The organism is Streptomyces sp. adm13(2018), from assembly GCF_008042145.1.
Classification (GTDB): Bacteria; Actinomycetota; Actinomycetes; order Streptomycetales; family Streptomycetaceae; genus Streptomyces.
The window spans coordinates 1,743,179-1,758,244 of the sequence record NZ_RDBH01000129.1 but is presented as its reverse complement, the minus strand read 5'-3'; the positions used below and the strand labels follow the sequence as shown (position 1 = coordinate 1,758,244).

General features: G+C 72.2%; 12 protein-coding genes. All 12 read right to left on the bottom strand.

The genetic code is table 11. The annotated features are described in order from the left end of the window. Positions 1-87: 87 nt before the first annotated feature. Positions 88-2,226 carry a primosomal protein N' gene (locus EAO70_RS24855; RefSeq protein ID WP_148004986.1) on the bottom strand — a complete coding sequence of 713 codons (2,139 nt, stop codon included), beginning with the start codon at positions 2,224-2,226 and terminating at the stop codon, positions 88-90. A 93-nt stretch (positions 2,227-2,319) separates the two neighbouring features. Then, positions 2,320-3,528 (bottom strand): methionine adenosyltransferase, encoded by a 1,209-nt coding sequence (gene metK, locus EAO70_RS24850; RefSeq protein WP_148004985.1) that lies wholly within the window; start codon positions 3,526-3,528, stop codon positions 2,320-2,322. Between the two features lie 246 nt (positions 3,529-3,774). Beyond that, positions 3,775-5,001, bottom strand: coding sequence for a bifunctional phosphopantothenoylcysteine decarboxylase/phosphopantothenate--cysteine ligase CoaBC (coaBC, locus tag EAO70_RS24845; RefSeq protein WP_148004984.1), 1,227 nt, complete (start codon positions 4,999-5,001; stop codon positions 3,775-3,777). A 97-nt stretch (positions 5,002-5,098) separates the two neighbouring features. Then, positions 5,099-5,371, bottom strand: a complete 273-nt coding sequence (gene rpoZ, locus EAO70_RS24840) for a DNA-directed RNA polymerase subunit omega (protein WP_030316319.1) — start codon at positions 5,369-5,371, stop codon at positions 5,099-5,101. 64 nt (positions 5,372-5,435) lie between these two features. Next, entirely contained in the window at positions 5,436-6,008 is a 573-nt protein-coding gene (gmk, locus tag EAO70_RS24835; protein ID WP_073914561.1) for a guanylate kinase, read from the bottom strand. A 73-nt stretch (positions 6,009-6,081) separates the two neighbouring features. Further along, the gene (locus tag EAO70_RS24830) at positions 6,082-6,405 is read right to left on the bottom strand and encodes an integration host factor (RefSeq protein ID WP_030204477.1); all 324 of its coding nucleotides are present in this window, start codon (positions 6,403-6,405) and stop codon (positions 6,082-6,084) included. 331 nt (positions 6,406-6,736) lie between these two features. Beyond that, positions 6,737-7,582, bottom strand: coding sequence for an orotidine-5'-phosphate decarboxylase (gene pyrF, locus EAO70_RS24825; RefSeq protein ID WP_148004983.1), 846 nt, complete (start codon positions 7,580-7,582; stop codon positions 6,737-6,739). After that, on the bottom strand, positions 7,579-8,688 hold the full coding sequence (locus EAO70_RS24820; protein ID WP_148005335.1) for a quinone-dependent dihydroorotate dehydrogenase: 1,110 nt from the start codon (positions 8,686-8,688) through the stop codon (positions 7,579-7,581). The genes pyrF and EAO70_RS24820 overlap by 4 nt, the downstream gene beginning before the upstream one ends. Before the next feature lie 76 nt (positions 8,689-8,764). Further along, a complete protein-coding gene (carB, locus tag EAO70_RS24815) occupies positions 8,765-12,073 on the bottom strand; it encodes a carbamoyl-phosphate synthase large subunit (protein WP_148004982.1) in 3,309 nt (1,102 codons plus the stop codon). Further along, complete coding sequence (carA, locus tag EAO70_RS24810; protein WP_148004981.1) at positions 12,066-13,214, bottom strand: glutamine-hydrolyzing carbamoyl-phosphate synthase small subunit; 1,149 nt, start codon at positions 13,212-13,214, stop codon at positions 12,066-12,068. Before carA ends, carB begins: the two co-directional genes overlap by 8 nt. Next, positions 13,211-13,783, bottom strand: coding sequence for a hypothetical protein (locus tag EAO70_RS24805; protein ID WP_148004980.1), 573 nt, complete (start codon positions 13,781-13,783; stop codon positions 13,211-13,213). Before EAO70_RS24805 ends, carA begins: the two co-directional genes overlap by 4 nt. Then, positions 13,780-15,066: a dihydroorotase gene (locus EAO70_RS24800; protein WP_148004979.1), complete on the bottom strand. Its 1,287-nt coding sequence runs from the start codon at positions 15,064-15,066 to the stop codon at positions 13,780-13,782. Before EAO70_RS24800 ends, EAO70_RS24805 begins: the two co-directional genes overlap by 4 nt.

The following is a 15,066-nucleotide window of genomic DNA, read 5'->3' as shown; positions in this document are numbered from 1 at the left end:
CACGCGGGGCGGGCGGCCGTCCGCCCCCGGCCCGGGGCCTCCCGGGCCGGGCCGCCCTCGTGCCGCCCCCGCGGCGCCCGTAGCCGCTCAGCCGATGTCCGGCGGGTCCACCCGGATCCGGACCGGGTCGCCGCCACCTCGGGTCAGCCGGGCCGCCCGCGCCTGTTTGAGTGCGGCCGCCAGGGCCGCGCCGCTGCCCGGCGGGACCCGTACCAGCGCCCGCTCCCACTGCTCGCCCGGCGGCGGATCGCCCGGTCTGCGGGGGCCGCCGGGGCGGACCACCGGCAGCGGCACCGGACCGAGGATCTCGGCGTCGGAGGGCAGCCCGGCCGCCGCGAGGAGTCCCTCGACGGCCTCCGGCGGGCCGGTGACGGCCGCCATCCGGGAGACCGGCGGAAAGCCCAGCTCGGCGCGCTCGGCCAGCTCGCGCTGGGCGTGCCCGACCGGGTCCCAGCGGACCAGCGCCTGCACGGGCCGGAGCGTCGGCTCGGCGACCACGACCACGGTGCCGCCCTCGGGCTGGCCCCGGACGAGCGAGGCCGCGTCTATCCAGCGGCGCAGGGCCTCCTCGCCCGCGCGGAGGTCCGGCCGGCCAAGCATGGCCCAGCCGTCGAGGAGCAGCGCCGCCGCGTAGCCGCCCTCGGCGACCGGTTCGGCGCCCGGGGTGGAGACGACGAGCGCGGGGCGCCCGGGCACGGTGTCGAGGACGTGGTCGCGGCCGGAGGTCCTCACCGGTACCGCCGGGAAGGCCCGGCCGAGCTCCTCCGCCGTCCGGCGCGCGCCGACGACCTGGGCCCGCAGCCTGGTCGAGCCGCACTCCACGCAGTGCCAGTCGCCCGCGCCGCGCCCGCACCAGCCGCAGTGCAGCTCCTGCTGCTCGGGGGCCTCCAGGGGCCCGGCGCAGTGCCGGCAGCGGGCGGGCGTCCGGCAGCGCTCGCAGGCGAGCCGCGGCACGTACCCCCGGCGGGGCACCTGGACGAGGACGGGGCCGGTCTTGAGCCCCTCGCGCACGGTCTGCCAGGCCAGCGACGGCAGCCGGGCGGCCCGCGCGGCCTCGTCACGGGCCAGTTCGCCGTCGCCCACGGTGCGGATCAGCGGTGCGGCCCTGCGGACCTGCTCCCGTCCGGCGAACAGCCCCTTGGCCCAGCCGGACTCGACGAGCTGGGCGGCCTCGACAGTGCAGGCGGTGCTGCCGAGCAGGAAGCCGCAGCGGTCGTGGGCGGCGCGGAGCAGCAGCACCTCGCGCGCGTGAGGCTGCGGAGCGTGCGGCTCGCTGTGGCTGCCGTCGCCGTCGTCCCAGAGGGCGACCAGGCCGAGGTCCCGGACGGGGGCGAACATCGCGGCCCGGGTGCCGACGACGGCACGGACGGAGCCCCGCCGCACGGCGAGCCACTGCGCGTACCGCTTCTCGGGGCCCGCGTCGGCGGTGAGCAGGGCGTGCCGCCCCTCCCCCAGGACGGCGGTGAGGGCGGCGTCGACCCGGTCGGCGGCGCGGCCGTCGGGCACGACGACGAGGGCGCCCCGGCCGGAGGCCAGGGTGGCGCCGACGGCGCGGGCGATCTCCTCGGCCCAGTGCGGTCCCGGCAGGGCGTTCCACACGGCCCGGGGGGCCCCGCCGCGGGCGAGGGAGTCGAGGAACGCGGGCCCGCGCTCGTACCGCGCCCAGCTCGCCGGTTCCGGCGCGGCGGGCGGGGGCAGCGGCTCCGGTGAGGGGCGTCCCTCGGCGCGGGCGCTGCGCGGCGGCACGGCCAGCTGGAGCACGTCGGCGAGGCTCCCGGCGTACCGGTCGGCGACGGCGCGGGCGAGTCCGAGCTGTTCCGGTCCGAGGACCGGTTCGGGGGAGACGACGTCGGCGAGCGCGGCCAGGGGGCCCGAGTAGTCGGAGGTGGCCCGGCGCTCGACGAGGAAGCCGTCGATGAGCCGCCCGCCCTCCCGGCGTCCGTTCTTGACCTGGTGGGCCCCCGCGCCGAAGCGCACCCGGACCCGGACCCCGGGCTGAGCCGCCTCGTCCAGCTCCTCGGGGACCGCGTAGTCGAAGAACTGGTCGAGGTGGAGCGATCCCTTGTTGACCACGACCCGCGCGACGGGCAGCTCCTTGGCCAGCGCGGCGCCGCGCCAGGTCCGGGGTTTGGCCCGCGGCACCTTCGCCGTCCGCACGGTCTCCCGGATGAGCGCGAGCTGCTCGGGCTCATGGGCCGCGTCGGGACTCTCTTTCTCGCTGCTCACAGCCCCATACCTACCAGACGCCACCGACAGCCGGGCAGGCCGAAGCCCGGTGCCCCCGCGGGGTACCGGGCTTCGGCGACGTGCCAGGGGTGCCTACAGGCCGGCGGCCTGCTTCAGGGCGTCCACGCGGTCCGTGCGCTCCCAGGTGAAGTCCGGCAGCTCGCGGCCGAAGTGGCCGTAGGCGGCGGTCTGGGAGTAGATCGGGCGGAGCAGGTCGAGGTCGCGGATGATCGCGGCCGGGCGGAGGTCGAAGACCTCGCCGATGGCGTTCTCGATCTTCTCGTTGTCGACGGTGTTGGTGCCGAAGGTCTCGACGAAGAGACCCACGGGCTCGGCCTTGCCGATCGCGTAGGCGACCTGGACCTCGCAGCGCGCGGCGAGGCCGGCGGCGACGACGTTCTTGGCGACCCAGCGCATGGCGTAGGCGGCCGAGCGGTCGACCTTGGACGGGTCCTTGCCCGAGAAGGCGCCGCCGCCGTGACGGGCCATGCCGCCGTAGGTGTCGATGATGATCTTGCGACCGGTGAGGCCGGCGTCGCCCATCGGGCCGCCGATCTCGAAGCGGCCGGTCGGGTTCACCAGGAGGCGGTAGCCGTCGGTGTCGAGCTTGATGCCGTCCTCGACGAGCTGCTTGAGCACGTGCTCGACGACGAACTCGCGGATGTCGGGCGCGAGCAGCGACTCCAGGTCGATGTCGGAGGCGTGCTGCGAGGAGACGACGACCGTGTCGAGGCGGACGGCCTTGTCGCCGTCGTACTCGATGGTGACCTGGGTCTTGCCGTCGGGGCGCAGGTACGGGATGGTCCCGTTCTTGCGGACCTCGGTGAGGCGGCGGGACAGCCGGTGCGCGATGTGGATCGGCAGCGGCATCAGCTCGGGGGTCTCGTCCGAGGCGTAGCCGAACATCAGGCCCTGGTCGCCGGCGCCCTGCTTGTCCAGCTCGTCCTCGTCGCCCTCGACCCGCTGCTCGTACGCGGTGTCCACACCCTGGGCGATGTCCGGGGACTGAGATCCGATGGACACCGACACGCCGCAGGAGGCGCCGTCGAAGCCCTTCTTCGAGGAGTCGTAGCCGATCTCGAGGATCTTGTTCCGTACAAGGGTGGGGATGTCCGCCCACGCCTTGGTGGTCACCTCACCGGCGACGTGCACGAGGCCGGTCGTGATCAGGGTCTCGACGGCGACGCGGGAGGTGGGGTCCTCCCGGAGCAGCGCGTCGAGGATGGTGTCGCTGATCTGGTCAGCGATCTTGTCGGGGTGTCCCTCGGTGACGGACTCCGAGGTGAACAGACGACGGGACACAACGCTCCCTGGGGTTGCAGCGGCTGCTGGCTCTTCGTTGACGGACCGGCAGGGGGCTGCGCCCCAAGACGTTCCGCGGACAGTCTATCGGTCGTGGTCGCGGGATGGACCAGGTGTCTCGCCTGGCGAATGCCCTGAGCGGGTGAATCCGGCCGCTTCCCGGCGGACGAACGCCCTGATGGGGCGTACGTCACACGCATCGCGCTGGATCGACGGTCCGCTCGGGGTCCGCCCGGGTGAGATGCGTCAGGTCGTGGGGCGCAGCCGGGGCAGGACCAGGTCCCAGACGGTCTCGGCGAGCGCCTCCTTCGGACCGTACGGCACGGGGGTCTCGGCGCCGTCGGCGGCGAGCACCACGGCCTCGTTCTCCTCGGAGCCGAAGGTCTTGCGCTCCCCCACCTCGTTGACGACGAGGAGGTCGCAGCCCTTGCGGCGGAGCTTGTCCCGGCCGTGGGCGAGGACGTCGTCGGTCTCGGCGGCGAAGCCGACGACCACCTGGCCGGGCAGGGCCCGGTCGGCGGAGATCTCGGCGAGGATGTCGGGGTTGCGGACGAGTTCCACGGTGGGCGCCCCGCCGTCGTCCTTCTTCTTGATCTTCCCGATGGCGTAGACGGCCGGGCGGAAGTCGGCGACGGCGGCCGCCATGACCACGGCGTCGGCGTCGGCGACGGCCTTGAGCACGGCCTCGCGGAGCTGGACGGCGGTGCCGACGTGGACGACGTCGACGCCGGCCGGGTCGGGGATGCCGGTGTTGGCCTCGACGAGGGTGACCCGGGCCCCCCGGGCGGCGGCGGCCCGCGCGAGCGCGTACCCCTGCTTCCCCGAGGAGCGGTTGCCCAGGTAACGGACGGGGTCGAGGGGCTCCCGGGTGCCGCCGGCGCTGACCACGACGTGCCGTCCGGCGAGGTCGGGGGCGGCGCCGCCGGGGGTGAGACGGTGCCGGTTCACGACGTGCCGGCAGACCTCGAAGATCTCCGCCGGGTCGGGCAGCCGGCCCTTGCCGGTGTCGACGCCGGTGAGGCGGCCGACGGCGGGCTCGATGACGACGGCCCCGCGGCGCCGCAGCGTCGCCACGTTCTCCTGGGTGGCCGGGTGCTCCCACATCTCGGTGTGCATGGCGGGGGCGAAGACGACGGGACAGCGCGCGGTGAGCAGCGTGTTGGTGAGCAGGTCGTCCGCGAGGCCGTGGGCGGCCTTGGCGAGCATGTCGGCGGTGGCGGGGGCTACCACGACGAGGTCGGCGGCCTGGCCGATGCGGACGTGCGGCACCTCGTGGACGCTGTCCCACACCTCGGTGGAGACGGGGTGGCCGGAGAGCGCGGACCAGGTGGCGGCGCCGACGAAGTGGAGGGCGGAGTCGGTGGGGACGACCCGGACGTCGTGGCCCGACTCGGTGAGCCGCCGCAGCAGCTCACAGGCCTTGTAGGCGGCGATGCCGCCGCTGACGCCCAGAACGACCTTCGGCTTGGTCACCACTGCCACTCCCCGCACTCGGTTGCCTACGACTCCATGAGACACCACAGGCCCGGCGGATGTTCCGCCGGGCCTGGGGTGCAGGAACGTGCCGTGCTCAGGTGGCCGGGCCCTCGATGGCCTCGGACGTGAGCAGACCCGCGTTGATCTCGCGCAGGGCGATCGAGAGCGGCTTCTCGTGGACGTGGGTGTCGACCAGCGGACCCACGTACTCCAGCAGGCCCTCGCCGAGCTGGGAGTAGTACGCGTTGATCTGACGCGCGCGCTTGGCCGCGTAGATCACGAGGCTGTACTTCGAGTCCGTGGCCTCGAGCAGCTCGTCGATCGGGGGGTTGATGATGCCCTCGGGCGCGGTGATGGAAGAGGACACGCTCTACCTTCCGAAGATGGAAAAAGGATCGGACAACCGGTGGGTGTCCGGGGGAAACAGTGGATCATTCCCCAGAAGTCAACAGCATCAACGTTAGCAGCTCACGCGCGACGTCCTCGACGGAGGTGTTGACGAGGGTGGTGTCGAACTCCGACTCGGCGGCCAGCTCGACCTTCGCGGCGGCGAGACGGCGCTCGATGACCTCGGGCGACTCGGTGCCGCGGCCGGTGAGGCGGCGGACCAGTTCCTCCCAGCTCGGCGGGGCGAGGAAGACCAGCTGGGACTCGGACATCGAGTCCTTCACCTGGCGGGCGCCCTGGAGGTCGATCTCCAGGAGCACCGGCTCCCCGGCGTCGAGGCGGTCGAGGACCGCGCGCCGCGGGGTGCCGTAGCGGTTGCCCGCGAACTCGGCCCATTCGAGGAGTTCACCGTTGGCGATCAGCTTGTCGAACTCGTCGTCCGTCACGAAGAAGTAGTGGACGCCGTGCTTCTCGCCGGGGCGGGGCTTCCGTGTCGTCGCCGACACCGAGAGCCAGACCTCGGGGTGGACCTTGCGCATATGAGCGACGACCGTGCTCTTGCCGACCCCGGAGGGGCCGGAGAGCACGGTCAGCCGCGGACGTACCTCTGCTGCCATGCAGCGATTATTCCAGCTTCACCGGGGTGCCCGGGACGCGTGCCCCGGATCGGAAGCCGGACCGGCACCCGGATCAGGCGCCGGTGCTGCCGAACTCGCGCTCCAGGGAGGCGATCTGGTTGGAACCGAGACCGCGCACGCGGCGGCTCTCGGAGATGCCGAGGCGCTCCATGATCTGCTTGGCGCGGACCTTGCCCACGCCCGGCAGGGACTCGAGAAGGGCGGAGACCTTCATCTTGCCGATGACGTCGTTCTCCTGGCCGGTCTTGATGACCTCGTGGAGGGAGGCGCCGGAGTGCTTGAGTCGATTCTTGACCTCGGCCCGCTCCCGGCGAGCCGCGGCGGCCTTTTCGAGCGCGGCTGCGCGCTGTTCAGGGGTAAGGGGCGGAAGAGCCACGCCTACGTCACCTCGGATGTCGATCTGTCGGATACGGACCGGTGAGGAACCTCGCGCCCCACACCAGTGGAGCAACGCCCAACGGCGTGGCCGTTGAACGCCTGCTCTGCCCCGGAGACTAGCGGCCGAGGCCGCTCCAGTCAGCGAGAACGAAGGAAAAGTCCTGGTCAGCATCGACCGACCGGGACTTATCCGGCATAACGACCCGGTTTTGAGCCAAGTTTTCGTCAAGGAGCACGACGGCCCGGCGGGACGGGTCGTCCCACCGGGCCGGAACAGTGCCGACATCCGGGCCGATCCGCTCCGACCTGCGGAGAGACCGCGGAGCCCGTCAGCCCTCGACGGCCGCGCGGATCTCGTCCGCGTACCGGTGCGCCGAGTCCCGCAGGGCGGCCGCGTCCGGACCGTGCCGCAGGACCCCGCGGCTGACGTTCGGGACGACGTTGCCGACGGCCGCGCCGAAGACGGCGGGGAGATCGGCCGGGGTGGCGCCCTGGGCGCCGATGCCGGGGGCGAGCAGCGGGCCGTTGATGTCCAGCGCGAACGAGGACAGGTCGCCGAGGGTGGCGCCGACGACCGCGCCGAAGGAGCCCATCGGGGTCTCGCCGGCGTTCTCCGCGGCCAGGTGGCCGAGCATGGTCGCGGCGATCGTCCGGCCGGCCGGGTCCTCGGTGCGCACCGCCCGCTGGACCTCCGCGCCCTCCGGGTTGGAGGTCAGGGCCAGCACGAAGAGACCGGCCCCGGACTCGCGGGCCAGGTCGACGGCCGGCTTCAGGGAGCCGTAGCCGAGGTACGGGGAGACCGTGAGCGCGTCGGAGAACAGCGGGGAGCCCTTGCGCAGGTACGTCTCGGCGTACGCGGCCATGGTCGAGCCGATGTCGCCGCGCTTGGCGTCCATGACGACCAGGCCGCCCGCCGCGCGCAGATCGGCGACGGCGCGCTCCAGGACGGCGACACCGCGCGAGCCGAAGCGCTCGAAGAAGGCGGACTGCGGCTTGAAGACGGCCACGGTGTCCGCGAGCGCCTCGACCACCGTGAAGGTGAACCGCTCCAGACCGGCGACGTCGTCGGTCAGGCCCCAGGAGTCGAGGAGGGCTGCGTGCGGGTCGATGCCGACGCAGAGCGGGCCGCGCTCGTCCATGGCGGAGCGCAGGCGGGTGCCGAAGGAGAGAGTCACTGGGCGGCCTTTCGGTTGGCTGCGCCGACGGCTTCGGCGAGGGTGGCGTACGGGGAGGCCGCGAGGCGCGCGGCCAGGCCCTTGTGGATCGCGCGGGCGTAGAACGGGCCCTCGTAGACGAAGGCGCTGTAGCCCTGGATCAGGGTGGCACCGGCCAGGATGCGCTGCCAGGCGTCCTCGGCGTTCTCGATGCCGCCGACGCCGACCAGGACCAGGCGGTCGCCCACGCGCGCGTGGAGGCGGCGCAGGACGGCGAGGGAGCGCTCCTTGACGGGCGCGCCGGACAGCCCGCCGGTCTCCGCGACCAGCGCGGGGTCGGACCTCAGTCCGAGTCCCTCGCGGGCGATGGTGGTGTTGGTGGCGATGATGCCGTCGAGGCCGAGCTCCAGGGCCAGGTCGGCGACCGCGTCGACGTCCTCGTCGGCCAGGTCGGGCGCGATCTTCACCAGGAGCGGGACGCGGCGGCCGGTGACGGCGCGGTCGGCGGCCTCGCGGACGGCGGTGAGCAGCGGGCGCAGGGACTCGGTGGCCTGGAGGTTGCGCAGTCCGGGGGTGTTCGGCGAGGAGACGTTCACGACGAGGTAGTCGGCGTGGGCGGCGAGGCGCTCGGTGGACTTCACGTAGTCGGCGGCGGCCTCGGCCTCGGGGACGACCTTGGTCTTGCCGATGTTGACGCCGACGACGGTGCGGAAGACCGGCGTGCGGGCGGCCAGGCGCGCGGCGACGGCGGCGGAGCCCTCGTTGTTGAAGCCCATGCGGTTGATCAGGGCGCGGTCCGGCACGAGCCGGAAGAGACGCTTCTTGGGGTTGCCGGGCTGGGCCTCGCCGGTGACCGTGCCGATCTCGATGTGGTCGAAGCCGAGCATCGACATGCCGTCGATGGCGACGGCGTTCTTGTCGAAGCCGGCGGCGAGCCCGAAGGGGCCGTGCATCCGCAGGCCGAGGGCCTCGGTGCGCAGCTCCTGGTACCGGGGCGCGAGGACGGCGGCGGCGAAGGTCCGCAGCACCGGGACGCGGGCGGCCAGCCGGATCCAGCGGAAGGCCAGGTAGTGGGCCTCCTCGGGGTCCATGCGCGTGAAGACGACGTTGAAGAAGAACTTGTACATGTGCTCCGGTCCGGGTCTGCTCATGACGAGGGGGACACCGCAGATCCTGCCGGTGTCCCCCTCTTCCGACGGGCTGCTAGTCGCGTGCCGCGATCAGGTGATCCGCGTGCTCCTGGAGCGAGCGGACGCCGACGTCGCCGCGGTTGAGCGCGTCGATGCCCTGGACGGCGGCGGCGAGCGCCTGGACCGTGGTGAGGCACGGGACGCTGCGGGCCACCGCGGCCGTACGGATCTCGTAGCCGTCGAGGCGGCCGCCGGTGCCGTACGGGGTATTGACGATCAGGTCGACCTGGCCGTCGTGGATGAGCTGGACGATCGTCTTCTCGCCGTTCGGGCCCTCGCCCTCGCTCAGCTTGCGCACGACCGTGGCGTTGAGACCGTTGCGCTTGAGGACCTCGGCGGTGCCGGAGGTGGCGAGCAGCTCGAAGCCGTGGGCGACCAGCTCGCGCGCCGGGAAGATCATCGAGCGCTTGTCGCGGTTGGCGACCGAGATGAACGCGCGGCCCTTGGTGGGCAGCGGACCGTAGGCGCCGGCCTGCGACTTGGCGTACGCGGTGCCGAAGACCGCGTCGATGCCCATGACCTCGCCGGTGGAGCGCATCTCCGGGCCGAGGACCGTGTCGACGCCGCGGCCGTGCACGTCGCGGAAGCGCGACCACGGCATCACGGCCTCCTTGACGGAGATCGGCGCGTCGAGCGGCAGGGTGCCGCCGTCGCCGTTCCTCGGCAGCAGTCCCTCGGCGCGCAGGTCGGCGATGGTGGCGCCGAGCGAGATGCGGGCGGCGGCCTTCGCGAGCGGGACGGCGGTCGCCTTCGAGGTGAAGGGGACGGTCCGGGAGGCGCGCGGGTTGGCCTCCAGGACGTAGAGGATGTCGCCGGCCATGGCGAACTGGATGTTGATCAGGCCGCGCACGCCGACGCCCTTGGCGATGGCCTCGGTGGAGGCGCGCAGGCGCTTGATGTCGAAGCCGCCGAGGGTGATCGGGGGCAGGGCGCAGGCCGAGTCGCCGGAGTGGATGCCGGCTTCCTCGATGTGCTCCATGACGCCGCCGAGGTAGAGCTCGTGGCCGTCGTAGAGGGCGTCGACGTCGATCTCGATGGCGTCGTCGAGGAAGCGGTCGACCAGGACCGGCCGGGTGGGGCTGATCTCGGTGGACTCGGCGATGTACGACTCCAGGCGGGCCTCGTCGTACACGATCTCCATGCCGCGGCCGCCGAGCACGTACGAGGGGCGTACGAGGACGGGGTAGCCGATCTCGTCGGCGATGGCCTTGGCGCCGGCGAAGGTGGTCGCGGTGCCGTGCTTGGGGGCCGGGAGGCCGGCCTCGGCGAGGACCTGGCCGAAGGCGCCGCGGTCCTCGGCGGCGTGGATGGCCTCCGGGGAGGTGCCGACGACCGGCACGCCGTTGTCCTTGAGCGCCTGCGAGAGGCCCAGCGGGGTCTGGCCGCCGAGCTGGACGACGACACCGGCGACGGGGCCGGCGAGGGTCTCCGCGTGGACGATCTCCAGCACGTCTTCCAGCGTCAGCGGCTCGAAGTACAGGCGGTCGGAGGTGTCGTAGTCGGTGGAGACCGTCTCCGGGTTGCAGTTGACCATCACGGTCTCGTAGCCCGCGTCGCTCAGGGCGAAGGAGGCGTGGACGCAGGAGTAGTCGAACTCGATGCCCTGGCCGATGCGGTTCGGGCCGGAGCCGAGGATGATCACCGCGGGCTTCTCGCGGGGCGCGACCTCGGACTCCTCGTCGTAGGAGGAGTAGAAGTACGGCGTCCTGGCGGCGAACTCGGCGGCGCAGGTGTCGACCGTCTTGTAGACCGGGCGGACGCCGAGGGCGTGCCGGACCTCGCGGACGACGTCCTCGCGCAGGCCGCGGATCTCGGCGATCTGGGCGTCCGAGAAGCCGTGGCGCTTGGCCTCGGCGAGGAGCTCGGGCTCCAGCTTCTCGGCGGCGCCCAGCTCGTCGGCGATCTCCTTGATCAGGAAGAGCTGGTCGACGAACCACGGGTCGATCTTCGAGGCGTCGAAGATCTCCTCGGGGGTGGCGCCGGCGCGGATGGCCTGCATGACGGTGTTGATGCGGCCGTCGGTGGGGCGGACGGCCTCGCGGAGCAGTTCGGCCTTGTCGCCGGGCTCGCCGACGAAGGTGAACTGCGAGCCCTTCTTCTCCAGGGAGCGCAGCGCCTTCTGGAGGGCTTCGGTGAAGTTGCGGCCGATGGCCATGGCCTCGCCCACCGACTTCATGGTGGTGGTGAGGGTGGAGTCGGCCTGCGGGAACTTCTCGAAGGCGAACCGCGGGGCCTTGACGACGACGTAGTCGAGCGTGGGCTCGAAGGACGCCGGGGTCTGCTCCGTGATGTCGTTCGGGATCTCGTCCAGCGTGTAGCCGACGGCGAGGCGGGCCGCGATCTTGGCGATCGGGAAGCCGGTGGCCTTGGAGGCGAGGGCCGAGGAGCGGGAGACGCGCGGGTTCATCTCGATGACGATGATCCGGCCGTCGACCGGGTCGATCGCGAACTGGATGTTGCAGCCGCCGGTGTCGACGCCGACCTCGCGGATGATCGCGATGCCGATGTCGCGGAGGCGCTGGTACTCGCGGTCGGTGAGGGTCATCGCCGGGGCGACGGTGATCGAGTCGCCGGTGTGGACGCCCATCGGGTCGAAGTTCTCGATGGAGCAGACGACCACGACGTTGTCGGCCTTGTCGCGCATCAGCTCCAGCTCGTACTCCTTCCAGCCGAGGATGGACTCCTCCAGGAGCACCTCGGTGGTCGGGGAGAGCGTGAGGCCCTGACCGGCGATGCGGCGCAGCTCGTCCTCGTCGTGGGCGAAGCCGGAGCCGGCGCCGCCCATGGTGAAGGAGGGGCGGACGACGACGGGGTAGCCGCCGAGGGTGTCGACGCCCTTGATGACGTCGTCCATCGAGTGGCAGATGACCGAGCGGGCCGACTCGCCGTAGCCGATCTTGGCCTTGACGGCCTCGACGACGCCCTTGAAGAGGTCGCGGTCCTCGCCCTTGTTGATGGCCTCGACGTTGGCGCCGATGAGCTCGACGCCGTACTTCTCCAGGACGCCCTGCTCGTGCATGGAGATCGCGGTGTTGAGCGCGGTCTGGCCGCCGAGGGTGGGCAGGAGGGCGTCGGGGCGCTCCTTGGCGATGATCTTCTCGACGAACTCGGGGGTGATCGGCTCGACGTAGGTGGCGTCGGCGATCTCCGGGTCGGTCATGATCGTGGCCGGGTTGGAGTTGACCAGGATCACCCGCAGGCCCTCGGCCTTGAGGATGCGGCAGGCCTGGGTGCCGGAGTAGTCGAACTCGGCGGCCTGGCCGATGACGATCGGGCCGGAGCCGATGACCAGGACGGACTGGATATCGGTGCGCTTAGGCACGCTCGGCCTCCATCAAAGAAGTGAAACGGTCGAAGAGGTACGCGGCGTCGTGCGGGCCCGCGGCCGCCTCGGGGTGGTACTGCACGGAGAAGGCGGGCTGGTCGAGCAGCTGAAGGCCCTCCACGACGTTGTCGTTCAGGCAGACGTGCGAGACCTCGGCACGCCCGTAGGGGGTCTCGGAGACCTGGTCGAGGGGGGCGTCGACGGCGAAGCCGTGGTTGTGCGCGGTGATCTCGACCTTGCCGGTCGTACGGTCCTGGACCGGCTGGTTGATGCCCCGGTGGCCGTACTTCAGCTTGTAGGTGCCGAAGCCGAGCGCGCGGCCGAGGATCTGGTTGCCGAAGCAGATGCCGAAGAGCGGGGTCTTGCGCTCCAGGACGGCCTGCATGAGGGCGACGGGGCCGTCGGCGGTGGCCGGGTCGCCCGGGCCGTTGGAGAAGAACACGCCGTCCGGGGCGACCGCGTACACGTCCTCGACGGTCGCGGTGGCGGGCAGCACGTGGACCTCGATGCCGCGCTCGGCCATGCGGTGCGGGGTCATGCCCTTGATGCCGAGGTCGATCGCGGCGACGGTGAACCTCTTGGTGCCGATCGCGGGGACGACGTACGTCTCGGTGGTGGCGACCTCGGCGGAGAGGTTCGCGCCCTTCATCTGGGGCTGGGCCTTGACCCTGTCGAGGAGGGCCTCGTCGCGGATGCCGGACCAGGCCGCGCCGGAGAAGATGCCGACGCGCATGGCGCCGCGCTCGCGCAGGTGGCGGGTGAGGGCGCGGGTGTCGATGCCGGAGATGCCGACGACGCCCTGGTGCTCCAGCTCCTCGTCCAGCGAGCGCTGGGCGCGCCAGTTGGAGGAGACGCGGGCGGGGTCGCGGACCACGTAGCCGGAGACCCAGATCCGCGCGGACTCGGGGTCCTCGTCGTTGACGCCGGTGTTGCCGACGTGCGGGGCGGTCATGACGACGACCTGGCGGTGGTACGACGGGTCGGTGAGGGTCTCCTGGTAGCCGGTCATGCCGGTGGAGAACACGGCCTCGCCGAAGGTCTCCCCCACGGCCCCGTAGGCGCGGCCGCGGAAGATGCGGCCGTCCTCCAGGACGAGTACGGCGGGAACCTTGCTGGTTCCCCGGGTGGAGGTCGTCATCGTGCGATGCCTTCCGTCGTGGTGGTCATGGAGTTGATGGCCTCGACCCAGGCGGCGTGCTCGGCCGCCCGGTCGGACCGGAAGCCGGAGTCGAGCGGCTTGCCGCCGTGCGTCCAGGTGACGATCAGCAGGCCGCCCTCGGCGAGGACCTTGCCGGCGATGCCCTTGTCGAGGCGGGCCTCGCGGAGGGCCTCGGCCGGGATGAAGAAGTCGTTCGCCCCGGGGCGTACGACCTCGATCCCGGCGTCGGTGAGGGTGAGCTCGACGCGGCTGCGGGTGCCGAGTCCGTGGGCCACGATCCGGTCGAGCCACTGCCCGGCGGTGGTGGACCCGTGGTAGCGCCCGCTGAGGGTCAGTCTCGCCTCGCCCGGGGTCTCGGGCACGGTGGGGAGCTCGGGAAGGTCCGACTGGAGGCTCCCGCGCCACTTCCAGCCCTGGCGCATGAGCCAGTACACGAAGGCGATGAAGAGGAGCAGTCCGGCGACCCAGCCGAGCCGTCCGGCCCAGTCGGTCACCTCCGCCGACTTCTGCTCGGCAGCCTCTGCGGCGATTGCGATGAGTGGTGTCACGCCAGCTTCCCGTCCACGACCGTTGCCCGGCCCCGCAGGAAGGTGTGGGTGACGCGTCCCGGCAGCTCGCGGCCCTCGTACGGGGTGTTGCGGCTGCGGGAGGCGAAGTCCGCGGGGTCCACGACACCACGGTAAGCCGGATCGAGCAGCGTCAGGTTCGCGGGCTCACCAGCCGAGACGGGTCGTCCGTGGCCCGTGGCCCGTCCGATGCGGGCGGGGGCGAAGGACATCCGGTCGGCGACGCCGGCCCAGTCGAGGAGGCCGGTCTCGACCATCGTCTGCTGGACGACGGAGAGCGCGGTCTCCAGGCCGACCATGCCCATGGCGGCCGCGGCCCACTCGCAGTCCTTGTCCTCGTGGGGGTGCGGGGCGTGGTCGGTGGCGACGATGTCGATCGTGCCGTCGGCCAGCGCCTCGCGGAGCGCGAGGACGTCCTTCTCGGTGCGCAGCGGCGGGTTGACCTTGTAGACCGGGTTGTAGCTCCGGGCCATCTCGTCGGTGAGGAGGAGGTGGTGCGGGGTGACCTCGGCGGTGACGTCGATGCCGCGGGACTTGGCCCAGCGGACGATCTCGACGGAGCCGGCGGTGGAGAGGTGGCAGATGTGGACGCGGGAGCCGACGTGCTCGGCGAGGAGGACGTCGCGGGCGATGATCGACTCCTCGGCGACGGCGGGCCAGCCGCCGAGACCGAGCTCGGCCGAGACGATGCCCTCGTTCATCTGGGCGCCCTCGGTGAGGCGGGGCTCCTGGGCGTGCTGGGCGACGACGCCGTCGAAGGCCTTCACGTACTCCAGGGCGCGGCGCATGATCACCGCGTCGTCGACGCACTTGCCGTCGTCGGAGAAGACGGTGACGCCGGCGGCGGAGTCGTGCATGGCGCCCAGCTCGGCGAGCTTCTTCCCCTCCAGGCCGACGGTGACGGCGCCGATGGGCTGCACGTCGCAGTAGCCGGACTCCTTGCCGAGCCGGTAGACCTGCTCGACGACGCCGGCGGTGTCGGCGACCGGGTGGGTGTTGGCCATGGCGAAGACGGCGGTGAAGCCGCCGGAGGCGGCGGCGCGGGTGCCGGTGAGGACGGTCTCGGAGTCCTCGCGGCCGGGCTCGCGCAGGTGGGTGTGGAGGTCGACGAGGCCCGGCAGGAGGATCTGGCCCTCGGCCTCGATGACGGTGGCGCCCTCGGCGGAGAGGCCGGTGCCGACCTCGGAGACGGTCTCGCCGTCGATGAGGACGTCCCGCACCTCGCCGCCGAGCACCTTCGCACCACGGATCAGGATCTTGCTCAT